Here is a 24,981-nt window from a genome sequence, read left to right as displayed (position 1 = left end):
GCTAAGGTGGAGAAAAGCCAATAAACGGTTCCGATGCTGGCCGCTGGTCGTTGCGTGCCAGGTGTCGAGGACCCACGAGCGCGAAGGAGACTCCCCATGGCCGGGAACTACCACACCCAAGTGGGTAGCCGCTGCTACCGCTTTAAAAGCCTTGCCGAGCTGATGGCGAAGGCCACCCCGGCGCGCGCCGGCGACCGGCTGGCCGGTGTGATGGCACAAAGCGCCGAGGAGCGCGTGGTCGCCCAGATGGTCCTGGCGGAGCTTCCGCTCACCACGTTTTTGAGTGAGGCGTTGATTGCTTATGAAGACGACGAAATCACCCGGCTGATCATTGACGACCACGACGTCAGCGCCTTTGCGCCCATCAAGCATTTGACCGTGGGCGATTTTCGCAACTGGCTGTTGTCGGACCAGGCCACCCCCGAGGTGCTGGAGCGTGTGCGCGCCGGGATCACGCCGGAAATGGCCGCCGCGGTGAGCAAGCTGATGCGCAACCAGGATTTGATTTTGGTGGGCAAGAAGTGTCATGTGAGTACCGCGTTTCGCAACACCCTGGGGCTACCCGGGCGGCTTTCCACGCGGCTTCAGCCCAACCACCCGACCGACGACGTAACCGGTATCGCGGCGAGTATTCTGGACGGGCTTTTATACGGCAGTGGCGACGCGGTGATCGGCATCAACCCGGCCACCGACAACGTCGCCCAAAGCGTGAAGCTGATGCGCCTGATGGACGAGGTGATTCAGAAGTACGAGATTCCCACCCAGTCCTGCGTGCTGACCCACGTGACCAATACGCTGGAAGCGATCGAGCAAAACGCCCCGGTGGACCTGGTCTTTCAGTCCATCGGCGGCACCGAAGCCACCAATCGCAGTTTCGGCTTCGATCTGGCAACGCTTGCCGAGGCAGAAGCCGCGGCGCAGTCGCTCAATCGTGGCACGGTGGGGCGCAACGTCATGTACTTCGAGACCGGCCAGGGCAGCTCGCTCTCCGCCGACGCCCACCATGGGCTGGATCAGCAAACCTGCGAAGCGCGCGCCTACGGTGTGGCGCGCAAGTTCAGCCCGCTGCTGGTCAATACTGTGGTCGGCTTCATCGGCCCGGAGTATCTCTTCGATGGTAAAGAGATCACCCGCGCCGGGCTCGAGGATCATTTCTGCGGCAAGCTTTTGGGTGTCCCTATGGGGTGCGACGTCTGCTACACCAACCACGCCCAGGCCGACCAGAACGACATGGACAACCTGCTCACGCTTCTGGGCGTCGCCGGGTGTAATTTCGTGATGGGCATTCCAGGCTCTGATGACATCATGCTCAACTATCAGACCACCTCGTTTCACGATGCGCTCTACGCCCGCCGGGCGCTCGGGCTCAAGGCCGCGCCGGAGTTCGAACAGTGGCTTTCGCGCATGCAGATTTTCAGCGATATCGACGCCCACCGGCTGAGCGAGGGCCTGCCCGCCGCCTTTGCCAATAGCCTGCGCCATCTACCCGGGAAGGCCCGCCATGAACACTAAACCAACGCCTGGAACGCCCACCGACAGCCCACACCGCCACGAGCCGGTCGTCGTCGAAAACCCCTGGCAGACGCTGCGCGCCTTTACCGACGCGCGCATTGGTTTGGGCCGGGCCGGGGTGAGCCTGCCCACCAGCAAGCTGTTGGAATTCCAGCTGGCCCACGCCCAGGCTCAGGACGCGGTGCACTGCCCGCTAGCGCTAGAGGCCCTGAGCGAGACATTGACCGAGGCGCTCGCCCTCGAAACCGCCCCGATAGCGCTGCACAGTCACGCCGAGGACCGGGCCACGTATCTACAGCGCCCGGACTACGGCCGCCGGCTCGACGACGACTCCCACGGGCGGCTCAAGGAGCACGCCACCACCGAGCGCGCCGACCTGGCCGTGGTGGTCGTCGATGGTCTCTCGGCGCTGGCCGTGCAGCAAAACAGCGCGCCGTTTTTACAAGCGCTCTACCAGGCGTTCGAGGAAGACGCGCTCGATTGGACCCTCGCGCCGCTTAGCATCGTCGAGCAGGGGCGGGTCGCCATTGGCGACGAGGTCGGCGCGCTTTTGAACGCCGATGCCGTGCTGGTCATGATTGGCGAGCGCCCGGGGCTTAGCTCGCCGGATAGCCTGGGCCTCTACATGACCTGGGCGCCGGAAGTGGGCCTCAAGGATGACCGGCGCAACTGCATCTCCAACGTGCGCCCGGCAGGGCTCGATATGCAAAGCGCTGCCCGCAAGCTGTTGCTGCTATTGAAGGAGGCGCGCGAGCGTAAGCTTTCCGGCGTCAAGCTCAAGGATCGCAGCGAAGACGACGTGGTCGAGGGCATCGGATCGACACGTAACTTTCTGGTGGCCGACTGACTGTTTTTTATCCGGCATATCGCCTAGGCTAACAAGCATTTCCGGCCGCCTTCACTTTAGTTCGAGCGGCCCTTTGAATGGCAAAGGAGGGCGTTATGTTGACAAGCGAGCCCGCAGACGGCAGCCACTTACAGGCGGTGTCGTTGCCGCACCTGGTCGTGTTTACCGGCTCTGGCATCAGCGTGGAAAGCGGCATCAAGACGTTTCGCGCAAGCGACGGCCTGTGGGAAGAACACCCGGTCGAAAAGGTCGCCACCCCGGAAGGCTTTCGCGATGACCCCGAGCGCGTGCTGGCCTTCTACGACCAGCGCCGCGCGCAGATTCGTAAAGCCAAACCCAACGCGGCGCACAAGGCGCTGGCCGCCCTCGAGCAGGATGGCTTCAGCGTTTCGATCATTACCCAAAATATCGACGACCTGCACGAGCGCGCAGGCTCTTCTCAAGTGCTGCATCTTCATGGCGAGATTCTAAAGGCGCGCTCCAGCGTCGATGCGCGGCTGCGCTACCCGGTCACCGGTAATATCGCCCTGGGCGAGGTGTGCGACAAAGGCAGCCAGCTGCGCCCGGACGTGGTCTGGTTCGGCGAATCCGTGCCGCTTTTCGACCAGGCCTGTGAGCTTGCAAGCCAGGCGGACTTCTTTCTGGTGGTGGGCACCTCGCTTGCGGTCATGCCCGCCGCCTCGCTTTTGTCCTATATCGGTGCGGAAACCCCCTGCGCGCTGATCGACCCGGACGCGGATGCCCTGACCCCGCCCGGTGTCCTGGCGATCAACACCACCGCCGGAGAGGGCGTGCCGGCGCTGGTCAACCAGTGGCGTCGCCAGAGGAGTTTCGAGCTCTCCTGATCCGGGGGCGGGCGTTGGGTCTCGGGCGCCCCGCCCGCTTTCACTGGCCCCGGCAGGCGGGTCTGGCTCGTCACGCGCCGGGCGCTGCTTTATACTCGGCGCCCTTTGACTAACTGGGTGCGCGGATGTCTGCCTCTGATACTACCTGTGAACAGGATGCGCCGGCCGAGCATCCTCAACCGCCGCGGCGCGAGTTCAAGGCGCGTGGCAGTTTCGTGATCCGCTGTGAAGGCTGTAACCTGCCCAAGCTCAACTGCCTGTGCCCCTACAAGGCCGTGGCGCAAAGCCACGCCCAGGTATGGCTGATCACCCATTCCCTCGAGCATTACAAGCCGACCAATACCGGGCGGTTGATTGGCGATGTGCTGGCGCAAACCCGGGTATTTACCTGGTATCGCACCGCGCCGGACCCGGAATTGATCGCGCTGCTCGAGGACCCGCGCTACGCGCCTTTCGTGATCTTTCCGGATGACCACCCGGACTACGCCGAACGCGTGGTGGGGATCGACGCCGTGCACAGCGCCAAGCGGGAGGCGCGCATACCGGTATTTATCATTCTGGACGGTACCTGGCGCCAGGCGCGGCGCATGTTTCGCAAAAGCCCTTACCTGGACGCGCTGCCGGTGCTGCCGCTACATACCGAGCGCGAAACCCGCTACCGGCTAAGAAAGCCCGCCTCCCGCGCGCACCTGTGCACCGCGGAAGTGGCCACCGAGCTTCTGCGCCAGGCCGGCGACGAGGACGCGGCGAGCGTGCTGGACGATTACTTCGACGTGTTCAACGATAGCTACGCGGAGAGCCGTTTCTATCGCAAGATCGACGAGCCGACCCCGGCCATGCGGCGGTTGCTGGCGCGCAAGGCGCAGGGCTAGTTAGGCAGCCAGCGCAGCAGCACCTTGCGCACCCAAAACCAGCGGTTGATCAGCAGCGCGGCGAAAATCAGGCTGCACCCCAGAAGCTGTAGCAGGGACATGGTTTCGCCAAACCACCAGCCGGCGAGTAGCGCGGTCCACACCGCCTCGAGCATGAGTATCACCGAGGCGTGGCTGGGCGTGGTCATGCCCTGGGCGGTGATCTGCAGGAAAAAGCGCAGGGCGCTGGCCAGCAGCGCACTGGCCATGAACCAGCCCAGAATCGAGGTGCTGAGCACCACCGGCTGATGTTCCACCAGCAGCGACGTAACGCTCAACACCACCCCCACCGCGAGCAGTTGCAGCGTGGTGAGCGCCAGCGCCGGTACGTGGCGCACCACGCGGGTGTTGACGTTGATCAAAAACGCAAAGCAGAGCGCGGCGCACACCATGTAGAGCTGGCTGGCTTCTAACCGGAAGCCTGCGTTGAGTGAGAGCAGCGCAAAGCCCGCCAAGGCGACCGGCAGCGCCACCCAGGTCGAGCGGGGCGGGCGGTCACCGAACAGCAGCCGCGCGACCACCGGCACCAGCAAAATCCCCAGGCTATTGATAAAGGCGCTTTCGCCCAGATGGTCGGAGTGGCTAAGCCCAAGAATCCAAAAGCCAATGGCGGCACTAAACAGCACCCCCACGAACAGGCCGCGGCGTATACGCCGCGCGGGCAGCCTGGCAAGCGATGGCCAGGCAAAGCCGAGCAGCACCAGCCCGGCAAGCAAAAAGCGGGTGCCGATGAACAGCAGCGGCGGCATACCCGCTAGCGCCTCCTTGGAAAATATCCAGCCCGCCGCTGCCACCATCGTGACCAATAGCAGCAGCGCATCCGCTTGCCAGGGCGCGCGCTCGATGTTGTTCACACGGCGCTGCCAAACAGCGCACCGGCGATTCTAAAGCCGGCCACCCAGGTGCCCACCGCCGAGCCCAGCGTTGCCAGAATGAACACCAGCAGCGTGCGCGACACGCGGTTTTTCCACCAGCCTTTCAACTGGGTCACGTCGTGGCGCAGCGAAGAGAAATCGCGCACCTTGGGCTTGCGCATGTAAAGCTCGACCCCGGCGGCCACGAACCCGGCGCCAATCGTTGGGTTGAGCGAGGTGAGCGGGGCGGCGAAGAAGGTAGTGATCACCGTGACCGGGTGGGCCAACGCAATAATGGTCGCCCCGCCGGAGAGAATACCGTTGATCAAGAACCACTCCAGCACCAACTGCCAGCCAAGCTCGGTATTGCGCGAAAAGCCGATCGCGAAGCCGGTAATCACCAGGGCGGTGATGAGCCAGGGCAGCGCCTTCCATATTTTGGAAGGCGGCGGCGTGGTCTCGAGCGCTTCGCGCTCGGTTTTGGGTGTCTCGGGCAGCGGCGCATTCAGGTGCTCCGTGGTGCCTTTCAAGTGGCCGGCGCCCAGCACCACCAGCACGTTCTTGTAGCGCCCGGGCGGGGCTTGCTCGGCCAGGCGCAGCGCCATGTAACGGTCGCGCTCGCGAATCAAAGGGGTATAGAGGTTTTCCGACTCGGCGGCGAATTCGCTGAAGGTGGCCTCCAGCATGTCGCCCTCCTTGAGCTTTTCGATCTCTTCCTTGGACACGTCCTGGCGGGACATGACGCTGCCGAGCAGCCCGGTAAACAGCGAAAAGCGTTGCCACCAGGGCACGTTGCTGTAGATACGCTTTAGCGTCACGCCCACGTCGCGGTCGATCATCAAAAGCGACAAGCCGTGGTTCTGGCTCGCCTCGACCGCCGCGCGCATCTCGGCACCTGGCTGGATGCCGGACTGGTCGGCGATGCGCTGCTGAAACGCGCCCAGGGCGAGACTGGCCGCCACCATGCCCGCCTTGCCCTGCTTGAACACCTGGAAAAGGTCTTGCTCGCCCATCGCGTCCGGGTGGGTCATGCTGTGGTGGCGGGCCTCGCAAAGCTCGATGGCCACAGCATCGAAGGCGCCGCTATCGAGCAGCCGCGTGACGTCCTCGGCGCTTTGGGCCGATACGTGGGCGGTGCCCAGCAGGGTGTAGCGGGTCGCGCCTATTTCAACGGTGTTCAAGGGCCCGCTGGTCGCCGGAAGCGCCTGGGGCGGCTCGGTGGAGGAGGGTGCGTCGTCATCAATCATGGTTGTCTCACTAAAAAAGGGGGCCCTCGCGGCTTAGCGGCGCCAGAACGCGGGGGTGAACAGAACCAGTACGGTAAAGATCTCGAGGCGGCCTAAAAGCATCGCCAGTACCAGAATCCACTTGGCCAGGTCCGGCATGTCGCCGTAGTGTTCGCTTGCCTCGCCAAGCGCCGGGCCCAGGTTGTTGAGCGCCGAGCCAACGGTGGACCAGGCGGTGATTTGATCCACGCCGGTCGCCATGACGCCAACCAGCATCAAAAAGAACAGCATCACGTAGGCGGAGAAAAAGCCCCAGACGGCCTGGGCGATGCTGTCCGGCACGCTCACCTTGCCCACCTTGACCGCGATGACCGCGTTGGGGTGGATCAGGCGCATTACCTCACGCATGCCCTGTTTTAAAATCAAAATGATACGAATCACCTTCATGCCGCCAGCGGTCGAGCCGGAGCAGCCACCGATGAAGGCGGCCACGAACAGCATGAACGGCAGCGCCCCGGGCCAGCCGGAAAAATCCGCCACCGCAAAGCCGGCGGTCGTGGCCACCGAGACCACCTCAAAAAGCGCGTGGCGCAGGCCGTGAAGGGTGTCGTAGGTGCCGGTAAACCAAAGCGTGAAGGTCGCGATGGTGACCAGCCCCGCTAGAAACAGCATCAGAAAGCGCGCTTCCGGGTCTTCGAAGTAGTGCAGCAGGCGCTTCTCCCGCCAGGCGATGAAATGCAGGCTGAAGCTGAACGCCGAAATCAGCATGAAGGCGACGCAAATCAACTCGATGGCGGCGTTGTTGAAGTAGCCGATACTGGCATCGTGGGTGGAGAACCCACCGATGGCCACGGTCGAAAAGCTGTGGCCGAGCGCGTCGAACCAGTTCATGCCCGCCAGCATATAGGCCACTAGGCACGCCATGGTCAGCGTGGCGTAAATGTACCAGAGCGCCTTGGCGGTTTCGGTGATGCGGGGGGTGAGTTTGGAGTCCTTGAGCGGGCCTGGAATCTCGGTGCGGTAAAGCGCCATGCCGCCCACGCCCAGTGTCGGCAAAATGGCCACCGCCAGTACCACGATCCCCATGCCGCCCAACCACTGAAGCTGCTGGCGGTAGTAGCGAATCGATTCGGGCAGAAAGTCGATGCCGGTAATCACCGTGGCCCCGGTGGTGGTGAGCCCGGAGAACGACTCGAACACCGCGTCGGTGAAATCGAGGGCGGCGTCGCCGAACAGCATCAACGGGATCGAGCCGAAAAACGCCAGCACCGTCCAGAACATCGCCGCGATGATGAACCCATCGCGAATGCGCAGCTCCTTGTGCGCGCGCCGGTTGGGCAGATAGAGCAGCAGGCCCGTGGCCACGGTAATCGCGATGCCGCTAATAAAGGCGTACCAGACGCCATCGCGAAACCATAGCGACATCAGCGTGGGCGGCAACATGGTAAGGCTGAAGAGCATCAACAGCAGCCCTAAAATGCGTAGAATGACCCGCAGGCTCATGGAATCGAACGGCTCCTGGACAGTGTTTAAAAGAACGTAAGGCCGACTTGAAAAAGCCGTTCGACGTCGCGAATCCGGCGCTTGTCGATCACGAACAAAATCACGTGATCCCCGCTTTCCACCACGGCGTCACCGTGGGCGATGATGACCTCCTTGCCGCGCACCATCGCGCCGATGGTCGTGCCCTCGGGCAGGCCGATATCGCGCACCGCCCGGCCGACCACCTTGGAAGACTGCTTGTCACCGTGGGCGATGGCCTCGATTGCCTCGGCCGCGCCCCGGCGCAGGGAGTGCACGTTGACGATGTCGCCCCGGCGCACGTGGGTCAAAAGGCTCCCGATCGTCGCCTGCTGGGGCGAGATCGCGATGTCGATCTCGCCGCCCTGGACCAGATCCACGTAGGCGGCATTGTTGATCAGCGTCAGCACCTTTTTTGCCCCCAGCCGTTTGGCCAAAAGCGACGACATGATGTTGACCTCGTCGTCGTTGGTCAACGCGCAGAAAATATCGCAATCCTCGATATTCTCCTCTTCCAAAAGCCGCTTGCTGGTGGCGCTGCCGTGCAGCACCACGGTACGGTCGAGGCGTTCGGAAAGGTTCGTGCAGCGCGTAAGGCTGTGCTCGATGATCTTGACCTGGTGGCTGTGCTCCAGATGCTCGGCCAGGCGCTCGCCGATGTTGCCGCCGCCGGCGATGACCACTCGGCGAAAACCGCGCTCGACCCGTCTAAGCTCGCTCATCACCGCGCGAATGTCGCGCCGGGCGGCGAGGAAGAACACTTCGTCATCGGCCTCGATGATCGTATCGCCCCGCGGAATGATCGGCCGGTTGCGCCGGTAAATGGCCGCGACGCGGGTATCCACGTTGGGCATGTGGCGGCCCAAAAACGCCAGGTCCTGGCCCACCAGCGGGCCGCCGTAAAACGCCTTCACCGCCACCAGTTGAACGAGCCCGCCGGCGAACTCCAGCACCTGAAGGGCGCCGGGGTGCTCGATCAAGCGGCGCACGTGGTCGGTCACCACCTGTTCGGGGCTGATCAATACATCGATAGGGATGGCTTCGTGGGCGAATAGCCCCTTGCGGGTAAGATAGGGCGTGGCGCGTACCCGGGCGATCTTGGTCGGCGTGCGAAACAGCGTATGCGCGACCTGGCAGGCGATCATGTTGACTTCGTCGGAGTTGGTCACCGCGATCAGCATATCGGCGTCTTCACAGCCCGCCTGACGCAGGATGATCGGGTAGGAACCGGCGCCGGTCACGGTGCGGATATCGAGCTTGGTGTGAAGCTCTCTGAGCTTGGCCGTGTCCGTGTCGACCACGGTGATATCGTTCTCTTCGCGCGCGAGGTGTTCGGCCAGCGCCCCGCCGACCTGGCCGGCGCCAAGAATGATGATTTTCATGGCTGAATCGGTTCCATTGAAAGCGCCGGCGTTTTAATGAAAAGAGCGAAAGGGCGCCGCAAATAAAGACGGCGGCCAGTGTAAACCAGCCGCCGTCGAAAAGCAGTGAGGAAATTAATCCAGGGTGAAGCCGACCTTCACCGTCACCTGCCAATGAGCTACCCGGCCGTTTTCGATATGCCCGCGGGTATCGATGACGTCCAGCCAGCGCATATGATCGATCGACTCGGACGCCTTGGCGAGGGCGTTTTGCACGGCGTCTTCGATGCTGGTTTCAGAAGAGCCGGTGATCTCTACGTGCTTGTAGATATGATTACTCATACGATTTTCATCCTTGTGGTGAATAAACGGCTTCGAGCGCCTGGTTACGCCAAACGCTTTTCCAGCCTGGCATAAAAAAAGCCATCGTGACTGTTTTGTTGCGAAAAGAGCTGGCGGCCGTGGCCGCTCGTCTCGCCCCAGGCCACGTCCGACGGGGTGGTGGCTTTCGCATCCGGGGTGCGGCTGATGAACGCCTCGATTTGTTGGGCGTTCTCCTGGGGCAGCACCGAGCAGGTCGCGTACAAAAGCGTGCCGCCCGGGCGCAAAAGGCCCCACAGGTTATCCAAAAGCGAGGCCTGGAGCTTGGCCAGTTGGCCAATATCGCTTTGACGGCGCAGCTTTTTGATATCCGGGTGGCGGCGAATCACGCCGGTGCCCGAACAGGGCGCATCGAGTAAAATAGCATCGAAGTGCGTGCCGCTCCACCAGTCGCGCTCGGCGGCGTCGGCGTGGCGCAAATCGGCGCTGAGCTTGAGCCGGCTGAGCGTATCGTCGACCCGGGCCAGGCGCTGGTTATCCATGTCGATGGCGGTCAGCGCGATATCGAACTGCTCGAGCAGGTGGGCGGTTTTGCCGCCGGGGGCGGCGCAGGCATCGAGCACCTGGGCGCCGGGGCGGGGCGCAAGCGCCGGGCCCAGAAGCGCCGCACTCAGCTGGGCCGCCTCGTCCTGAACACTGACCCAGCCCTCTTTGAAGCCTGGCAGTATCGAGACGTCGCAGGGCGTTTCCAGCGTGATGCCGTCCGGGGCGTGGGCGCACAGGTGCGCGTCGAGCCCTTGATCGACCAGCTTGCCAAGGTACGCCTCGCGGTCGAGCTGGCGCTGATTGACGCGCAGGGTCATGGGGCCGGGGTGGTTGTTGGCCTCTACCACTTCGCGCCACTGCTCGGGCCAGGCCTCGCGCAGCACTTTCAAAAGCCAGGGCGGGTGTTCCAACGCCACGCTTTCGTCGCGGTCCACCTCGGCTTGCAGTGCCTCGCTTTCGCGCTGAAGCCGGCGCAGGCAGCCGTTCAATACCCGGGTGGCCCACTCTTTTTTCAAAAGCCGCGCCGCGCCAGCGGTTTCACCCACCGCCGCGTGGGCGGGAATCCGCATGTACAAAAGCTGGTAGATGCCGATCAATAACAGCGCGTGAATATCCTGATCGCGCTTTTTGAACGGCTGCTTGAGAAGTTTCGCGGCCAGCGCTTCAAGGCGCGGCAGGCGGCGGCAACTACCAAAGCAGAGCTCTTTTAAAAGGCCCCGGTCCCGAGCGATCACGCTGTGCTCATCAAGGCCGGCCAGCGACCCTTGTTCGTTGAGGACCGGCGTCAGCGCGCGCGCGGCGGCGGCGCGCACTTCCTGGCCACTGCCTTCCTGGGGGCGCTTGGCGCTCATGAGTTCTCTCCGTTATGCGTCTGTTCGATCGTTGGCGTGCCCAGCTGGCTGCCCGGGGCAAGCCGGGGCTGTGGGGCGTTGAGTAGTGCGCTGACCGGCAGCATTTTGGCGCCGGGGAGCTGCACGTGGCTAACGCACAGCACCTGGTGGCCGTGCTCGCCGCAGGCGATGCGCAGATGATCGTCGCCGTGGGCTAGCAGCGTGCCCGGGGCGGATGAATGCGCGGCCGGGCCTTCGGCGCGGGCCATGTAAAGGCGCAGGCGCTCATCGCCCAGCGCGCACCAGGCGACCGGCCAGGGGTTGAAGGCGCGGATTTTGCGCGCCAGCACATCGGCGCTTTGCGTGAAGTCGAGCTCGGCTTCCGCCTTGCTCAGCTTGGCCGCGTAGGTGACGCCCTCCAGCGGCTGGGGCGTGGCCGTGGCGCTCGCCTGGCGCAAAGCGTCGAGCGTTTCGATCAGCGCCCTGGCGCCGTCCTCGGCGAGCTGGTCGTGGAGCGCGCCGCCGGTGGTGTGCTCGGTGATCGGCGTGCGTATTTCACTGAGCATTGCGCCGGTGTCTAGGCCTGCGTCCATCTGCATGATGGTTACGCCGGAGGCCGCGTCGCCGGCTTCGATGGCGCGCTGAATGGGCGCGGCGCCGCGCCAGCGGGGCAGCAGCGAGGCGTGAACGTTGATACAGCCAAGGCGCGGGATGTCGAGGACTGCCTGGGGGAGCAAAAGCCCGTAGGCCACGACCACCATGATATCGGCCTCGAGAGCGGCGAGCTCGGCCTGGGCGGCGGGGTCTTTCAGGCTCATCGGCTGATAGACCGGCAGTTCGTGCTCGAGGGCCAGACGCTTGACCGGGCCAGGGGTAAGCTTGCGCCCACGCCCAGCGGGCCGGTCGGGCTGCGTATAAACGCCTACCACCTGGTGGCCGCTTTCGAGCAGGGCGGCAAGGTGTGATTCGGCAAAATCCGGGGTGCCGGCAAAGACGACGCGCAGTGGGGGCATGGGTCTACCTGTTCGGGCTTTTTTCAGAAAATAGCGAGAGGGGCGTAAAAGCCGCCCGGTGGGCGGCTTTTTGATCGCTTAGGCGTCCTGCAGCTTGTGGCGCTTTTGCATCTTTTTCATGATGCGGTCGCGCTTCAACGCCGAGAGGTAGTCGACGAAAAGTACCCCTTCAAGGTGGTCGTACTCGTGCTGGATACAGTGGGCGAGCAGGCCATCGGCTTCGAGCTCGTAGGCCTCGCCGTTGCGGTCCTGGGCATTGAGTTTGACTTTGAGAAAACGCGGCACCTCGGCGTAGTGCTCGGGGATCGACAGACACCCTTCGGAGAGCGGCTCTTTCTCTTCGCCGATCGGCTCGTAGCGCGGGTTGATCAACACCAGCGGCGCGTCACCGTTTTCAGAGACGTCCATCACCACCACGCGCTGGTGAACGTCGACCTGGGTGGCGGCAAGCCCGATGCCGCGCGCGTCGTACATGGTTTCCAGCATATCGTCGACGAGCTGGCGGACGCTGTCATCAACGGTCTCAACCGGTTTCGCCTTGGTTCTCAGGCGCTCATCGGGAAATTCGAGAATGGGACGTGTAGCCATGGCGTTACTATCACCGTTATTCAATCTGTGGTTTCAAAACAGGGGCTAGAATAGAGGTTAAAAACCGCGACAGGTTCCGGCGGCGGGTCAATGACCGCGCTTGAAAGTCGCCCGCGCCCCTGCCTCAATTGGGTTAGCGCGTCTATGTGCTTTACTATAGGCCACTATATCATGCTGGCGGTACTTCTGGGCATGCGCGCAGGCGTGTCTTCTACCGCTCTCACCCCTTTCAGGGAATCGCCATGGCCGTTAAAAAATCCCTTCGTTATAGCGCCTTCGTCGCGCTTTTGCTGGGGGGCTCGCTTGCCGCCAGTGCCGCAATGGCTTGGGAGCGTATCCGCGACGACGCCCCCGAGCGCTACACCGTCGTACAGGGCGACACGCTTTGGGATATTTCGGCGCGCTTTCTACGTGCCCCCTGGCAGTGGCCCACGCTTTGGCAGGCCAACCCGCAGATTCGAAATCCTCATCGTATCTACCCAGGCGATACCCTCGTGCTTGGCGACTGCGCCGGCGCCCCCTGTTTTGATTTCGAGCCCGGGCGCCCGGTGGTGAAGCTTTCGCCCCAGGTGCGCCGGGTCGAGCCCCGCGAGGCCGTAACGGCGCTGCCCCGCGAGGTGGTCGATGTATTTTTACGCCAGCACCGCGTTCAACAGGCCAATGAGCCGCTTCGCGAGCTTGGCTACGTGGTGGGCGGCGAGAACGAGCGCTTCATCAGCGGCGCTGGTGACACGCTTTACGTGCGCGGCGAGCTCCCTGCGGACACGCGCATGGGTTTTTATCGCCCCGGCGAGCCCTACCTGTCTGGCGAGGGCGAAACCCTGGGGCGCGAGCTCGTCTATATCGGCGAAGCGCAACGGGTCGGCCAGCAGGGCGAGATCGCAAGCGTCAAGGTGCTGAGCGCCCAGCAGGAGGTGCGCAACAACGATATCCTGCTCACGCTGGACGATACCTTCGAGGCGGATTTTCAGCCGCGCGCCCCGCTCAATGACGTGGCCGGGCACATTATCGCCGCCCCCGGCGGGGTGCGTTTTATCGGCAGGCTGCAAATCGTGGCGCTGGACCTGGGGACCGAGGACGGCCTGCAGCCGGGCCACGTACTGCGCGTGGACCAGCAGGGCGAGCTCATCAACGACCCGCGCACCGGGGAGCTTTTTCAGCTGCCCAATACGCAAAGCGGGCTGGTCATGATATTCAAGCCCTATAACCGTATGAGCTATGCGCTGGTCATGCAGGCGTCCAACGTATTGGCGATAGGCGACGAGGTGCGCTCACCCGAGCGCTAGGTGTACAGGTGTAAAAGGGGGCGGGAATGGATACGAACGCATGGCTTGCCGTGGAGGCGCTACCGGGGATGGGCGCCCATCGCATCAAGGCGCTGACCCAGCGCCAGCCCAGCTGGCCCCAGGGGTGGCTTGCCGCATTGCCGGGTCCGGCGGCAAGTGCACTAAGGCTCTGGCTCGATCATCCTTCTAAAAGCCCGCTGCAGGCGCGGGTGAACGCCACGCTCGACTGGCTCGCCGGTGGGCCGCGGCGCCACGTGCTTCATCCGGGCCACCCCCACTGGCCTGCTTTACTCGATGAGCTACCCGACCCGCCGCCGGTGCTTTGGGCGCTGGGCGATCTCGACGCGCTCAAAGGGCCGAGTATCGCCATGGTCGGTACCCGCAAGCCGACCGGCGAAGGTGGGCGAAACGCTCGGCACTTCGCCCGGGAACTGGCCCGGCGCGGCTGGTGCGTGGTGAGCGGCATGGCGCTGGGCGTAGACGGGCTGGCCCAGCAAGCCGCCCTCGACGAAGGGGGCGCCACCGTGGCGGTGCTGGGCGGTGGCGTGGATATCATCTATCCGGCGAGCCACCGCGCGCTTTATGAGCAGCTAAGCCAAACCCCCGGCGCTTTGGTGCTGGCCGAGCACCCGCCCGGCACCAAAGCGCGGCCCGCTTTTTTCCCGCGGCGCAATCGTATCGTCACCGGGCTTTCGCTGGGCACGCTGGTGGTCGAGGCCACCGAGAAAAGCGGCAGCCTGGTGAGTGCAAGGCTTGCCCTGGAGCAGGGCCGCGAGCTCTTCGCCGTGCCGGGCTCGATTCATAACGTCCAGGCCCAGGGCAGTCTGGCGCTTTTAAAAAGCGGCGCGACCCTGGCACGCCACGTTGACGATATGCTCGATGAGCTTGGCCACTGGGCGCCGGCGTACATGCCCGCAGCCCAAACGCCGGCACAACCCCCAACCGAATCTTTGACGGCCATGAGTCACTCGGCTGAAAGCCCGCCGCCGGATGCGCTGCTTGCCGCGCTTTCGTCGGCCCCGACCCCCATCGACCTGCTGGTGCAACATACCGCGCAAAGCGTGGGCGAGTGCCAGCAGCGCCTTTTGATGCTGGAGCTCGATGGCCTTGTAGCCCAGCAGGCGGGCGGCTGGGTGCGCCTTGGCTAGGCCGTGGTAAGATAAACCCACGTTGGCTGGCTACGCCGAATACTCAAAGGAGGCCTTGATGAGATCGACGGTGGAACTTCAACGCGCGACCCAAGCCCTTCGCGAAGGCGGCGTCGTCGCGTGCCCGACCGAGGCGGTGTGGGGGCTTGGCTGTGACCCGGACAACGAGCAAGCACTCACCCACTTGATGCGCATGAAAGAGCGCGACCCCGCCAAGGGCGTCATTTTGGTGGCGGCCAGCATCGAGCAGTTCGGCCCCTGGCTTGCCGGGCTCCCGCTTGCGCTGCACGCCCCGCTTGCGGCGAGCTGGCCCGGCCCCAACACCTGGCTTGTGCCGGACAACGGGCGCAGCCACGCTTTGGTGCGCGGTGCCCACCAAAGCGTGGCGCTGCGGGTCACCAATCATCCTGGCTTGAAAGCGCTGTGCGACGCCTTTGGCGGGCCGCTGGTGTCCACCTCGGCCAACCGTGCGGGCGAGCCACCGGCCATGACCGAGCAAGAGGTGCAGATGCTGTTTGGCGCGGAGCTTGGCGCCATTTTGCCCGGCGAGCTGGGCGCTGAGGCGCGCCCCAGCACCATTCGCGACCTGGCCTCCGGCAAGGTGCTGCGCTCCTGATATGAGCACCTTCCTGATGGACGCCATGGTAGCGCGGCTGGGCGCGGAGCGGGCCGGCCAGGCGCCGGGACCTTTTCCCCAGGACGGCCTGGTGCGCAACATCCACGGCGACTTCACGCCGATGATGTGCGGCGGCATCAGCGCGCTTTTACTGCAGATGCTGCACCCGCTGGCGCTGGCCGGCGTGTGGGACCATTCCAACTTTCGCCACGACATGGTGGGCCGGCTGCGGCGTACCAGCGACTTTATCGCCACCACCAGTTTCGGTACGTTCGAGCAGGCCGAAGAGGCGATTGCTCGGGTGCGCCGGGTGCATGCCCATGTGCGCGGCCAGGCCGCCGACGGCCGCCCGTACGCCGCCGATGACCCGGACCTGCTCACTTGGGTGCACGTCGCGGAAATGAGCCGCTTCATGGCCGGCCACCTGCTATACCGCAACCCGAACCTGAGCGCGGCCGACCAGGACCGCTACTTTTTCGAAACCGCCTGCATCGCCGAGGCACTGGGCGCGCGCGACGTGCCCGACAGTCGAGAGGCGGTCGCGGCGTACCTCGAAACGAAGCGCGGCGAGCTTGTGTGCGATGAGCGCACCCGGGATGTGATCCAGGTGCTGCTGGCCGCGCCGCCGCGGCATCTGATATTGCGCCCGGGCGGGGCGCTTTTTATGCGCGCGGGGATCGACCTTCTGCCCGAATGGGCCGCGCGCCAGCTCGAGCTCGATATGTCGAAGCTCCAGCGCCGGCTCGTTCGCGCCAGCATCAAAGGCGCGATGCCCCTGATCAGCCGCGCGGTACGCAGCGGCGCCTACCGCCGGGCGCTGACGCGGTTTCAGGGCCGCGCCTGAGCCGTTCGATTGCCCCTTCACCCCTTGCGCCTTACCCCTTACCATAAGCGTCTACCCTTTCAGGCACGGCTTTGGAGATACTGTGGCCCACGAGCACCTTGACGACGTTAAAACGTACCTGATGAACCTGCAGGACCGGCTCTGCGAAGGTCTTGCCCAGGCCGATGGCCGCGGCACGTTCAGAGAAGAGAGCTGGGAGCGTGAAGCCGGCGGCGGCGGGCGCTCGCGGGTGATCGAAAACGGCGCGATTTTCGAAAAGGGCGGGGTCAACTACTCCCACGTGTTTGGTGAAACGCTGCCGCCCTCGGCGACCGCCTCGCGCCCGGAGTTGGCCGGGCGCAGCTTCCACGCGGTGGGGGTGTCCTGGGTGCTGCATCCGGAGAACCCGCACGTGCCCACCAGCCACGGCAATGTGCGCTTTTTCATCGCCGAAAAAGAGGGCGAGGCACCGGTTTGGTGGTTTGGCGGCGGCATCGATCTCACCCCGTACTACCCGGTGTTCGAAGACGTGGTGCACTGGCACCAGGTGGCCAAAAACGCCTGCGCGCCCTTTGGCGACGAGGTTTACCCCCGCTACAAGGCGTGGTGCGACGAGTATTTCTACCTCAAGCATCGCGATGAAACCCGCGGTGTAGGGGGGCTCTTCTTCGATGACCTGAACGCGCCGGATTTCGAGCACGCCTTCGCCTTTCAGCGCGCCGTGGGCGATAGCTTTTTAAAGGCTTACCTGCCGATTATCGAGCGCCGCCGTGATACGCCCTGGGGCGAGCGCGAGCGCGAATTCCAGCTCTATCGGCGCGGGCGCTACGTGGAGTTCAACCTGGTGTGGGACCGGGGGACGCTGTTTGGTTTGCAAAGCGGCGGGCGCACCGAGTCCATCTTGATGTCGATGCCGCCGCTGGCCCGCTGGGAGTATGGCTATACCCCAGGTTCCGGCAGCCCCGAGGCGCACCTGGACGACTACCTGACCCCGCGCGATTGGCTGACCGAGGCCAAAAACCTGGGAGTGAGCCCGTGAGCGATCACTACTGTGTGCTCGGTAACCCGGTCAAACACTCCAAATCGCCAATGATTCATCAGGCCTTCGCCGAGCAAACCGGTCAGGCCCTGCGCTACACCGCCGAGCTTGCCCCGCTCGACGGCTTCACCGCCGCCTGGCAGCAGTTTTGCCACCAGGGCGGGTATGGTGCCAACGTGACCGTGCCGTTCAAACAGGATGCCTTTGCGCTGTGCGATACGCTCAGCCTGCGCGCCCGGCGCGCCGGTGCGGTGAATACCCTGATCAACGGCCAAAACGGCCGCGTCTATGGCGACAATACCGACGGCGTTGGCCTGCTGCGGGATCTAAAAGCCCAAGGGGTGGCGCTTCGCGATGCGCGCATTCTGGTGCTGGGCGCCGGTGGCGCGGTGCGCGGCGTGCTCGAGCCGCTGTTGAACGAAGGCCCGCAGGAAATCGTGATCGCCAACCGCACGGCTGACAAGGCCGAAGCGCTGGCTCGGGATTTCGCGGATTTAGGCAAGACAAGCGGGGGCGGGTATCACGCGCTTTTCGGCACGTTCGATCTGGTGATCAACGGCACCAGCGCAAGCCTGGCCGGCGATTTGCCGCCGTTACCGGACGTGCTGTTCAACCCCGGGGGCTACGCCTACGACATGATGTACGGGGCAGAGCCGACGGTATTCATGCAGTGGGCTGGTACACGCGGTGCCACCACGGTAGATGGCCTGGGCATGCTGGTCGAGCAGGCCGCAGAGGCATTTTTCCTCTGGCGCAACGTGCGCCCGGATACCGCGTCGGTGCGCGAGATGCTTAGGCAATCGCTTGCCGGCTGAACGCGGCGCGCCTTGGGCACGCCGCGTTAGGGGCTACGGGCGCGAGCAGTTCGGCGTGCGGCCCTGGCTTCTGGCCTGCTCATAGGTGGCCATGGCCTGGCCCATGCCGGACTGTAGCCCACTGATGCGTTGGTCCTGGCTTGGGTGGGTCGACATCCAGGCCGGCGGCGCGCCGCCGCTGGAGGCCGCCTGCATGTTTTCCCAAAGGGTGACGCTTTCCCGCGGGTCGAACCCGGCCTGGGCCATCAGGTCCTGGCCGATGATGTCCGCTTCGCTTTCATGACGGCGGGAGAAGGGCAGCGCGATGCCGTACTCGGCGCCCATACCCAGCACGCCCATCAGCTGCTGGCCGCCCGCGGACTGCATGCCCGAGGTGCTCGAAATCATCGAAAGGCCTAGCGAGGTCGCGCTCTTGGTCGAGGCGCGCTCGTTGGCGTGGTTGGCCAGCACGTGGCCGATTTCGTGGCCTACCACCGAGGCGAGCTGGTCCTGACTGGTGGCCAAATCGAGCATGCCGGTATTCACGCCCATGTAGCCGCCGGGCAGCGCGAAAGCGTTGGGTTGCTCGGATTCGAATACGCGCACCTGCCAGTCCAAATTGCGCTGTTCGCTGGGCAGCACATCGACGATGGCGTTAGTGATGCACTGTACGTAGCGAAGGCTTGCCTGATCCCCCATGGGCACATCCTGCTGGTACTGAGCGAAGGCCTGCTGGCCCATCTGATTGAGCTCGGCATCCGAGAGCAGCAGAAGCTGCGAGCGGCCGGTCGGCGAGGTGCTACAGGCCGCAAGTGAAGCGCACAAAGCCGTAACGGCGAAAGGGCGAAGCCAACGCATGAAAGATTCCTTGTGGGTAAATGGTATGAACGGTTCGATGACGGTAGTTTTATCATAACGTATTGGGAGGGCAAGTATGGATGACGAATTAACCAGGCGCCTTACACGCCTTTTAGAGCGCGCCGAGCACTGGCTTCCTCCTGCGCCGGCGCCGGTGGATTGGTCCACTCAAAGCGCTGCTTTGTGGCAGCGCCATCCGCTGGGTGGGCGGCTGGTGCCGGTACCGCCACGCGATACCACGACACTGGATGATTTGCTCGGCATCGAACGGCAAAAAAAGGCGCTCCTCGATAACACCCGGGCGTTTTTGAAGGGCTTGCCCGCCAATCACGCGCTTTTGTGGGGCTCCCGGGGGAGCGGCAAATCGTCGATCGTTCGCGCGCTGATCAATACGCTGGCGGCGGATGGCCTGCGCCTGATCCAGGTCGACCGCTATGACCTGGCAAGCCTGCCGCAGCTGGTCGAGGAGCTTCGTCATACTCCGCATCGCTTCGTGGTCTACTGCGACGACCTTTCCTTCGAGGGCAACGACGACGCCTACAAGGCGCTCAAAAGCGTGCTGGACGGCGCGCTAACCGGCCCGCCGGAGAACGTGCTGATCTACGCGACTTCCAACCGCCGCCACCTGCTGCCGGAATCGATGGCGGATAACCAAAGCTCGCAGCTGGTGGGGGAAGAGCTTCACCACGGCGACGCCGTCGAAGAGAAAATCTCGCTTTCGGATCGCTTTGGCTTGTGGCTTGGGTTTCATCCTTTCAACCAGGCGACCTACCTGGACGTCTGCGCTCATTGGGTCGTAAAGCTGGGCGGCGAAGACGCCTGGAACGACGCCGCCCGCGAAGAGGCGGTTCGTTTCGCCACGCTGCGCGGCGGACGCAGCGGGCGCGCCGCCTGGCAGTTTGCCGCCCACTGGGTCGGGCGCCAGGGGCTTTAACGTACCGGCGTGAGCTGGCCGTCCTGGCCCACGTTGAGGCGAATGGTCGGCGTGAACAGCCCCGATGGCAGGGTCATGCCAAGCCCGCGCAGGTTCCCCGGCGTAATCGCCAGCTCGCTGCCTGCGGGGAGCGAGCCGTGGGAGGCCAACTGCTGCGCCAGGTTGATCATCGGGCGAAGACGCTGCGGGTCGGTGGCCAGCACGTCGAAGGACACCGGCAGGCGCAAATTCGCCCCGTCCCCCGGCGTTAGCGAAACCTCCTCGGCGTAGCGCCCGGAGACTGGATCCGCACCGGGCATATCCAACGTCCAGTTGAACCCCGACATATTGACCGCCGGCATCCCCGCCGGCAGGCCAAGCCCCAGCGCCATGGTCGCCTGGATCGGCAAACTACCCGACCCCAGGCTGGACGCGATCAGGCTCGACAAGTTAGTAGTGTCGAACCCCGCGTTCAGATCATAAGGCCCCACCTTCACGTTCTCGACACCCAAGGACGTGACCGCCAAGCGAAAAGCAAAAAGGCTGGTTTGAGGAAGCGCCAGACAGCCGGTGAGCAGGCTTGCCAGGCTTAGAAGCGTTAGCCAGCGCCAACGGCGCGCAAGATGAGCCATGAGTCCCTCCTGTGAAGGGCGAAAGGTGGTAGGGCCAGCAATGAAAAGCCAGGCCATTTGAGGTAGAGCGGTGATGTTTGTCAACTGGTTTATCACATGGCCCCTAAGCGGGCGAACGCAACCCATCCAGTAAGGGCGGCTATCGCCGCCATCGCCGAATGAATTCAGCTCCTACGGTGGGCCTGGGGCAAAAGGGGTGGTAGGAGCAGGCTTCAGCCAGCGAAGCAGCGCAACGCGCTGCCGGGGTAGGTGGCTATAACGCACCAGTAGGCTCCATCGAGTAAGGGCGGCTGACGCCGCCATCGCCCAATGAATTGGGCTCCTACAATAAAGCCGTGCACTCATCCATTGTAGGAGCAGGCTTCAGCCAGCGATGCAGCGCAACGCGCTGCCGGGGTAGGCGGTAGCGCACCAGCGGGCGCCATCGAGTAAGGGCGGCTGACGCCGCCATCGCCCAATGAATTGGGCTCCTACAATAAAGCCGTGCACCCCTCCATTGTAGGAGCAGGCTTTAGCCAGCGATGCAGCGCGCAGCGCTGCCGGGGTGGGCGGTGGCGTGTCAGTGCGATCCATCGAGTAAGGGCGGCTATCGCCGCCATCGCCCAATGAATTGGGCTCCTACAATAAAGTCGTGCACCCATCTCTTGTAGGAGCAGGCTTCAGCCAGCGAAGCAGCGCACAGCGCTGCCGGGGTAGGTGGCTCTGGCGCACCAGCGGGCGCCATCGAGTAAGGGCGGCTGACGCCGCCATCGCCCAATGAATTGGGCTCCTACAATAAAGCCGTGCACTCATCCATTGTAGGAGCAGGCTTCAGCCAGCGAAGCAGCGCACAGCGCTGCCGGGGTAGGTGGCTCTGGCGCACCAGCGGGCGCCATCGAGTAAGGGCGGCTGGCGCCGCCATCGCCCAATGAATTGGGCTCCTACAATAAAGCCGTGCACTCATCCATTGTAGGAGCAGGCTTTAGCCAGCGATGCAGCGCACAGCGCTGCCGGGGTTAAGTGGCGTGGCGCGTCAGGAGGTTCCATCGAGTAAGGGCGGCTGGCGCCGCCATCGCCCAATGAATTGGGCTCCTACAATAAAGCCGTGCACCCATCCATTGTAGGAGCAGGCTTCAGCCAGCGATGCAGCGCAACGCGCTGCCGGGGTGGGCGGGCACCATAAAAAAACGCCCGCTGAATAGCTCAGCAGGCGTTTTTAGAGAAGCGTCAGGCTCGTATTAGCGGCGCTTCTGGCGTGCTTCCTTGGTGCGGTCCAGCTCGCGCTTTTTGGCTTTTTCCTTGTCGCTGGCGCCGGCCATGTGATCATAGGGGTTGTCGCCGGAGCGGAACTCGAAACGCATGGGGGTGCCGCGGACTTTCAACACCTTGCGGAAGGTGTTGGTCAGATAGCGCCGGTAGGCTTCGGGCAAGGAGCTCGTCTGGTTGCCGTGGACCACGATGATCGGCGGGTTGCTGCCGCCCTGGTGGGCCATGCGCAGCTTGATACGCCGGCCGTTGATCATGGGCGGCGGATGCTGGCTGGTGGCATCTTGTAAGAGCGTGGTCAGGCGGTTGGTCGACCAGTGGGCGTTGGCCGCCTCGAACGCGCGCTCGATGGACGGGTAGAGATCCCCCACCGCGGTGCCGTGTAGCGCGGAGATAAAGTGCATCTCGGCGTAGTCGGCAAAGCCCAGGCGGCGCTTGATTTCGGAGCGCATCTTCTCCTTGGCGTCGCTCTCAAGACCGTCCCACTTGTTGACCGCGAGCACCAGCGCCCGGCCGGTGGTCAGCACGTAATCCAGCAGGTGCATGTCCTGCTCGACCAGGCCGCTGCGCGCATCCAGCACCATCACCGCTACGTGGCACTCCTTGATGGCATCGAGGGTTTTGATGATCGAGAACTTCTCGGCGATTTCGCTGACGTTCTTGCGCCGCCGCACGCCGGCGGTATCCACCAGCACGAACGGCTTGCCGCGGCGCTCGAAGGGGATCTCGATGGCATCGCGGGTGGTGCCGGCTTCGTCGAACACCACCACCCGGTCTTCGCCGAGCAGCCGGTTGACCAGGGTAGATTTACCCACGTTGGGCCGGCCGATCACGCCGATACGAATACCCTTGCTGCCGGTATCCGCCGGAATGCTTTCGTCGCGGGCGGGGAAGGGCTCGAGCACGGTGTCCATCAAAAGCGACACGTTGCGCCCGTGGGCGGCGGCGATCGGCCAGGGATCGCCAAGGCCCAGACCCCAAAAATCCCCCATCGCCGAGTGCTCTTCGAGCCCGTCGGTTTTATTGACCACCAGCCAGGTTTTCTTCTGGTTGACGCGCAGGTGGTTGGCGATCGCCTCGTCGGCGACGTTAAGCCCCGAGCGGCCGTCGACCAGAAACAGCACGATATCGGCTTCGTCGATCGCGGCCAGCGACTGCTCGGCCATGGCCGCGTCGATGCCTTCCTCGTCCCCGCTAATGCCGCCGGTGTCGATGACCGTGTAGGTCTTGTTACCCAGCAGGCCGTTGCCGTATTTACGATCGCGGGTAAGACCGGGAAAATCGGCCACGAGGGCATCCCGCGAGCGTGTCAGGCGGTTAAACAGCGTCGATTTGCCCACATTGGGCCGACCGACTAGAGCGATGACGGGTGTCATGGAGTGAGTTCCAACGTTTGCAGCCGGCCATTGTTGGCCTGTACATGAATGGTGCTGCCTTCGGTGACCGGGCGCAGGGTGATGCCCGACTTGTGCACCCGGGTACGGCCGACAATGTTGCCTTCGCGGGCATCGATGAGATGCACGTAACCTTCGAAGTCACCGACGACCAGGCGACCATCGGCAAAGGCGGGGGCGGTCAGCCAGCGATCTTCCAGGTCGTCGTTGCGCCAGATTTCCTGGCCGCTGTTGGCATCCAGCGCCACGACCTGACTGTCGTCGGTGACGACGAACAGCGTATTGCCGACGAGTACCGGCGTGTGGCGGCTAGAGAGGCTGGTCTCCCAAAGCGTGCCGCCCTGGGTCGCCTCGAGGGCTACGACGCGGCCGTTATAGCTGGTGACGAACAGGCGCCCGTCCTGGCTTAGGACTGGCTGGCCGGAAAGATCCACCAGCCGCTCGACTTCGCTGCGCCCGCGGGGTGTGGCGATCTGCATGTCCCAAAGCGGCTGGCCGCTACGGTTATCAAGCGTAGCCAGGCGGCCGTTGGCCAGACCCACGAACGTGACCGGGTCGATCACCATCGGTGTGCCGGTACCCCGCAGCGTAAGCGCAGGCTGGGAGCTGGTGTAGACCCAGCGCTCCTGGCCGGTTTGGCGATCGAGCGCGGTAATTTGGCCGTCGACGCTTTGCACGACCAGCAGCTGCTGATTGGCCTGGGGCGCGGCGAGTACTTCGCTGGAGACCCGCGAACGCCAGTTGATGCTGCCATCGTTTTGGTCGATCGCGATCACTTCGCCGTTGCGCGTAGCAAGATATAGCTGGCCGGCAATGGCGTTCAGCGCACTGGATAACGGCGTGTCGAGCTCGATACGCCATTGGCGTTCGCCGTTATTGGCGTTGAACGCCATGACCACGCCCTGGGCGTCGGCGGCGAACACGGTGTTGCCTTCGCGGGTGGGCTCGATGGGGTAGCGAGCGCGCCCCAGGCCGTCGCCGACGCTTTGTCGCCAGACGTTCTCCACGTTCGTGGTTTCGTTGAAGCTGGTGAGCTCCTTCGGCGTGAAAGCGGGTTCGCTCTTGCTGGCGCAGCCGGCAAGCATTACCAGCGCTGCCGCGCCTAGCGTGGCGCGCAGAAGCGCTTTATTGAATAACGGTTTTGAAAGGCTGATCGTCATCAGGAGGTCGCCTCCTCGGCGCCAAGGTCGTCTAGCTTAAACTGAATGCCGTAAAGCGACTGGTTCTGACCATCCAGGGCCAGGGCTTCTTGCCAGGCCGTGCGGGCGTTATCGGTATCGCCTAGGGCTGCATAGGCGTCGCCGCGGGCGTCAAAGCGCTGCGCGGCCAGCGAGTCGGCCATCGGCTCGTCCAGCAGCGACAGCGCCCGGTCCGGGTTACCCTGGGCGATTTCCACCCGGGCCAGACGCAGCTGGGCAAGGCTTTTCACGTAATCCCGCGAGGCGTTGTTCGCCGCGCGCTCGAGCGCTTCCCGAGCGCCGTCCAGGTCGTTCTGCTCGACGGCCAGGCGTGCTTCGATCAAAAGCGCAAGCTCGGCGTAGAGCGTGCCGCCGTGATCATCGTTGATCTCGTCGACCAGGCTACGCGCGGTTTCGAACTGCTCGGTGCTCTGCTCCGGCGCGTTGCTGATGGTCATCAACTGCTGGTAGCGCACCGAGGCCGCCGCTGCCTGGCCTTCCTGGTAGTTCTGCCAGGCATGCCAGCCGAATACCCCGGCCGCAGCGATCACAGCGCCGGCGAGCAGCGAGGTGCCGTTCTCTTTCCACCAGCGCTTGATGACATCAAGCTGTTCTTCTTCGCTTCTCAGCTCCGCCACGGGCGGCCTCCTTGTTCTGGCATAGTGGGTAGGCCGGTTTGG

Annotated in this window: 24 protein-coding genes; 11 read left to right on the top strand and 13 right to left on the bottom strand. The window is 64.0% G+C overall.

Annotated features, from left to right (window positions below):
* Positions 1 to 96 precede the first annotated feature (96 nt).
* The 4 genes from ACWHVV_RS14465 (at position 97) to ACWHVV_RS14450 (ending at position 4,076) form a co-directional block, all read left to right on the top strand.
* On the top strand, positions 97 to 1,512 hold the full coding sequence (locus tag ACWHVV_RS14465; protein ID WP_447926856.1) for an ethanolamine ammonia-lyase subunit EutB: 1,416 nt from the start codon (positions 97 to 99) through the stop codon (positions 1,510 to 1,512).
* Positions 1,502 to 2,359 carry an ethanolamine ammonia-lyase subunit EutC gene (eutC, locus tag ACWHVV_RS14460; protein ID WP_447926855.1) on the top strand — a complete coding sequence of 286 codons (858 nt, stop codon included), beginning with the start codon at positions 1,502 to 1,504 and terminating at the stop codon, positions 2,357 to 2,359. The genes ACWHVV_RS14465 and eutC overlap by 11 nt, the downstream gene beginning before the upstream one ends.
* Before the next feature lie 95 nt (positions 2,360 to 2,454).
* Complete coding sequence (locus ACWHVV_RS14455; protein ID WP_447926854.1) at positions 2,455 to 3,204, top strand: SIR2 family NAD-dependent protein deacylase; 750 nt, start codon at positions 2,455 to 2,457, stop codon at positions 3,202 to 3,204.
* A 125-nt stretch (positions 3,205 to 3,329) separates the two neighbouring features.
* Positions 3,330 to 4,076 (top strand): tRNA-uridine aminocarboxypropyltransferase, encoded by a 747-nt coding sequence (locus tag ACWHVV_RS14450; protein ID WP_447926853.1) that lies wholly within the window; start codon positions 3,330 to 3,332, stop codon positions 4,074 to 4,076.
* On the opposite strand, the gene ACWHVV_RS14445 is transcribed toward ACWHVV_RS14450, so the two are convergent.
* From ACWHVV_RS14445 to def, 8 genes are all read right to left on the bottom strand, one after another.
* Entirely contained in the window at positions 4,073 to 4,969 is an 897-nt protein-coding gene (locus ACWHVV_RS14445) for a DMT family transporter (protein WP_447926852.1), read from the bottom strand. The two genes, ACWHVV_RS14450 and ACWHVV_RS14445, sit on opposite strands and share 4 nt — an antisense overlap.
* Entirely contained in the window at positions 4,966 to 6,216 is a 1,251-nt protein-coding gene (locus ACWHVV_RS14440; RefSeq protein ID WP_447926851.1) for a TraB/GumN family protein, read from the bottom strand. Before ACWHVV_RS14440 ends, ACWHVV_RS14445 begins: the two co-directional genes overlap by 4 nt.
* 33 nt (positions 6,217 to 6,249) lie before the next feature.
* Complete coding sequence (locus ACWHVV_RS14435) at positions 6,250 to 7,698, bottom strand: TrkH family potassium uptake protein (RefSeq protein ID WP_447926850.1); 1,449 nt, start codon at positions 7,696 to 7,698, stop codon at positions 6,250 to 6,252.
* 26 nt (positions 7,699 to 7,724) lie between these two features.
* A complete protein-coding gene (trkA, locus tag ACWHVV_RS14430; RefSeq protein ID WP_447926849.1) occupies positions 7,725 to 9,098 on the bottom strand; it encodes a Trk system potassium transporter TrkA in 1,374 nt (457 codons plus the stop codon).
* A 114-nt stretch (positions 9,099 to 9,212) separates the two neighbouring features.
* A complete protein-coding gene (locus ACWHVV_RS14425) occupies positions 9,213 to 9,419 on the bottom strand; it encodes a dodecin (protein ID WP_447529743.1) in 207 nt (68 codons plus the stop codon).
* 44 nt (positions 9,420 to 9,463) lie between these two features.
* A complete protein-coding gene (gene rsmB, locus ACWHVV_RS14420; protein WP_447926848.1) occupies positions 9,464 to 10,795 on the bottom strand; it encodes a 16S rRNA (cytosine(967)-C(5))-methyltransferase RsmB in 1,332 nt (443 codons plus the stop codon).
* Entirely contained in the window at positions 10,792 to 11,787 is a 996-nt protein-coding gene (gene fmt / locus ACWHVV_RS14415) for a methionyl-tRNA formyltransferase (protein ID WP_447926847.1), read from the bottom strand. The genes rsmB and fmt overlap by 4 nt, the downstream gene beginning before the upstream one ends.
* Before the next feature lie 78 nt (positions 11,788 to 11,865).
* Complete coding sequence (gene def / locus ACWHVV_RS14410) at positions 11,866 to 12,375, bottom strand: peptide deformylase (RefSeq protein ID WP_447926846.1); 510 nt, start codon at positions 12,373 to 12,375, stop codon at positions 11,866 to 11,868.
* Between the two features lie 242 nt (positions 12,376 to 12,617).
* Between def and ACWHVV_RS14405 the strand changes: the two genes are divergently transcribed.
* From ACWHVV_RS14405 to aroE, 6 genes are all read left to right on the top strand, one after another.
* Positions 12,618 to 13,661 (top strand): LysM peptidoglycan-binding domain-containing protein, encoded by a 1,044-nt coding sequence (locus tag ACWHVV_RS14405; protein ID WP_447926845.1) that lies wholly within the window; start codon positions 12,618 to 12,620, stop codon positions 13,659 to 13,661.
* Between the two features lie 26 nt (positions 13,662 to 13,687).
* Complete coding sequence (gene dprA / locus ACWHVV_RS14400; protein ID WP_447926844.1) at positions 13,688 to 14,809, top strand: DNA-processing protein DprA; 1,122 nt, start codon at positions 13,688 to 13,690, stop codon at positions 14,807 to 14,809.
* A 58-nt stretch (positions 14,810 to 14,867) separates the two neighbouring features.
* Entirely contained in the window at positions 14,868 to 15,425 is a 558-nt protein-coding gene (locus tag ACWHVV_RS14395) for an L-threonylcarbamoyladenylate synthase (RefSeq protein ID WP_447926843.1), read from the top strand.
* Position 15,426: 1 nt separating this feature from the next.
* Complete coding sequence (locus ACWHVV_RS14390; protein ID WP_447894135.1) at positions 15,427 to 16,269, top strand: oxygenase MpaB family protein; 843 nt, start codon at positions 15,427 to 15,429, stop codon at positions 16,267 to 16,269.
* Positions 16,270 to 16,351: 82 nt separating this feature from the next.
* Positions 16,352 to 17,287, top strand: a complete 936-nt coding sequence (gene hemF, locus ACWHVV_RS14385) for an oxygen-dependent coproporphyrinogen oxidase (RefSeq protein WP_447926842.1) — start codon at positions 16,352 to 16,354, stop codon at positions 17,285 to 17,287.
* Positions 17,284 to 18,102, top strand: a complete 819-nt coding sequence (aroE, locus tag ACWHVV_RS14380) for a shikimate dehydrogenase (RefSeq protein WP_447926841.1) — start codon at positions 17,284 to 17,286, stop codon at positions 18,100 to 18,102. Before hemF ends, aroE begins: the two co-directional genes overlap by 4 nt.
* Positions 18,103 to 18,135: 33 nt before the next feature.
* Here aroE and ACWHVV_RS14375 read toward each other — a convergent pair whose 3' ends face one another.
* Positions 18,136 to 18,939: a M48 family metallopeptidase gene (locus ACWHVV_RS14375; RefSeq protein ID WP_447926840.1), complete on the bottom strand. Its 804-nt coding sequence runs from the start codon at positions 18,937 to 18,939 to the stop codon at positions 18,136 to 18,138.
* Between the two features lie 76 nt (positions 18,940 to 19,015).
* Here ACWHVV_RS14375 and ACWHVV_RS14370 point away from each other — a divergent pair, with 76 nt between their 5' ends.
* Positions 19,016 to 19,873 carry an ATP-binding protein gene (locus tag ACWHVV_RS14370; protein ID WP_447926839.1) on the top strand — a complete coding sequence of 286 codons (858 nt, stop codon included), beginning with the start codon at positions 19,016 to 19,018 and terminating at the stop codon, positions 19,871 to 19,873.
* Here ACWHVV_RS14370 and ACWHVV_RS14365 read toward each other — a convergent pair.
* The 4 genes from ACWHVV_RS14365 to ACWHVV_RS14350 form a co-directional block, all read right to left on the bottom strand.
* Positions 19,870 to 20,484, bottom strand: coding sequence for a hypothetical protein (locus tag ACWHVV_RS14365; protein ID WP_447894131.1), 615 nt, complete (start codon positions 20,482 to 20,484; stop codon positions 19,870 to 19,872). The genes ACWHVV_RS14370 and ACWHVV_RS14365 overlap by 4 nt on opposite strands.
* Positions 20,485 to 21,701: 1,217 nt before the next feature.
* Complete coding sequence (gene der / locus ACWHVV_RS14360) at positions 21,702 to 23,105, bottom strand: ribosome biogenesis GTPase Der (protein WP_447926838.1); 1,404 nt, start codon at positions 23,103 to 23,105, stop codon at positions 21,702 to 21,704.
* Positions 23,102 to 24,283 carry an outer membrane protein assembly factor BamB gene (bamB, locus tag ACWHVV_RS14355; protein WP_447926837.1) on the bottom strand — a complete coding sequence of 394 codons (1,182 nt, stop codon included), beginning with the start codon at positions 24,281 to 24,283 and terminating at the stop codon, positions 23,102 to 23,104. Before bamB ends, der begins: the two co-directional genes overlap by 4 nt.
* Positions 24,283 to 24,939 (bottom strand): YfgM family protein, encoded by a 657-nt coding sequence (locus ACWHVV_RS14350; protein WP_447926836.1) that lies wholly within the window; start codon positions 24,937 to 24,939, stop codon positions 24,283 to 24,285. Before ACWHVV_RS14350 ends, bamB begins: the two co-directional genes overlap by 1 nt.
* Positions 24,940 to 24,981 lie beyond the last annotated feature (42 nt).

The organism is Vreelandella sp. EE27 (genome assembly GCF_968206495.1).
The sequence above is the reverse complement of the archived record's forward strand: the minus strand, read 5'-3'. Positions and strand labels throughout refer to the sequence as shown.

What these genes read in the sequence shown, in the direction of transcription:
- ACWHVV_RS14465 (WP_447926856.1), top strand. Translation starts at nt 97, where the DNA reads ATGGCCGGGAACTACCACACCCAAGTGGGTAGCCGCTGCTACCGCTTT.
- eutC (WP_447926855.1), top strand. Translation starts at nt 1,502, where the DNA reads ATGAACACTAAACCAACGCCTGGAACGCCCACCGACAGCCCACACCGC.
- ACWHVV_RS14455 (WP_447926854.1), top strand. Translation starts at nt 2,455, where the DNA reads ATGTTGACAAGCGAGCCCGCAGACGGCAGCCACTTACAGGCGGTGTCG.
- ACWHVV_RS14450 (WP_447926853.1), top strand. Translation starts at nt 3,330, where the DNA reads ATGTCTGCCTCTGATACTACCTGTGAACAGGATGCGCCGGCCGAGCAT.
- ACWHVV_RS14440 (WP_447926851.1), bottom strand. Translation starts at nt 6,216, where the DNA reads ATGATTGATGACGACGCACCCTCCTCCACCGAGCCGCCCCAGGCGCTT.
- ACWHVV_RS14435 (WP_447926850.1), bottom strand. Translation starts at nt 7,698, where the DNA reads ATGAGCCTGCGGGTCATTCTACGCATTTTAGGGCTGCTGTTGATGCTC.
- trkA (WP_447926849.1), bottom strand. Translation starts at nt 9,098, where the DNA reads ATGAAAATCATCATTCTTGGCGCCGGCCAGGTCGGCGGGGCGCTGGCC.
- ACWHVV_RS14425 (WP_447529743.1), bottom strand. Translation starts at nt 9,419, where the DNA reads ATGAGTAATCATATCTACAAGCACGTAGAGATCACCGGCTCTTCTGAA.
- rsmB (WP_447926848.1), bottom strand. Translation starts at nt 10,795, where the DNA reads ATGAGCGCCAAGCGCCCCCAGGAAGGCAGTGGCCAGGAAGTGCGCGCC.
- fmt (WP_447926847.1), bottom strand. Translation starts at nt 11,787, where the DNA reads ATGCCCCCACTGCGCGTCGTCTTTGCCGGCACCCCGGATTTTGCCGAA.
- def (WP_447926846.1), bottom strand. Translation starts at nt 12,375, where the DNA reads ATGGCTACACGTCCCATTCTCGAATTTCCCGATGAGCGCCTGAGAACC.
- ACWHVV_RS14405 (WP_447926845.1), top strand. Translation starts at nt 12,618, where the DNA reads ATGGCCGTTAAAAAATCCCTTCGTTATAGCGCCTTCGTCGCGCTTTTG.
- dprA (WP_447926844.1), top strand. Translation starts at nt 13,688, where the DNA reads ATGGATACGAACGCATGGCTTGCCGTGGAGGCGCTACCGGGGATGGGC.
- ACWHVV_RS14395 (WP_447926843.1), top strand. Translation starts at nt 14,868, where the DNA reads ATGAGATCGACGGTGGAACTTCAACGCGCGACCCAAGCCCTTCGCGAA.
- ACWHVV_RS14390 (WP_447894135.1), top strand. Translation starts at nt 15,427, where the DNA reads ATGAGCACCTTCCTGATGGACGCCATGGTAGCGCGGCTGGGCGCGGAG.
- ACWHVV_RS14375 (WP_447926840.1), bottom strand. Translation starts at nt 18,939, where the DNA reads ATGCGTTGGCTTCGCCCTTTCGCCGTTACGGCTTTGTGCGCTTCACTT.
- ACWHVV_RS14370 (WP_447926839.1), top strand. Translation starts at nt 19,016, where the DNA reads ATGGATGACGAATTAACCAGGCGCCTTACACGCCTTTTAGAGCGCGCC.
- ACWHVV_RS14365 (WP_447894131.1), bottom strand. Translation starts at nt 20,484, where the DNA reads ATGGCTCATCTTGCGCGCCGTTGGCGCTGGCTAACGCTTCTAAGCCTG.
- der (WP_447926838.1), bottom strand. Translation starts at nt 23,105, where the DNA reads ATGACACCCGTCATCGCTCTAGTCGGTCGGCCCAATGTGGGCAAATCG.
- bamB (WP_447926837.1), bottom strand. Translation starts at nt 24,283, where the DNA reads ATGACGATCAGCCTTTCAAAACCGTTATTCAATAAAGCGCTTCTGCGC.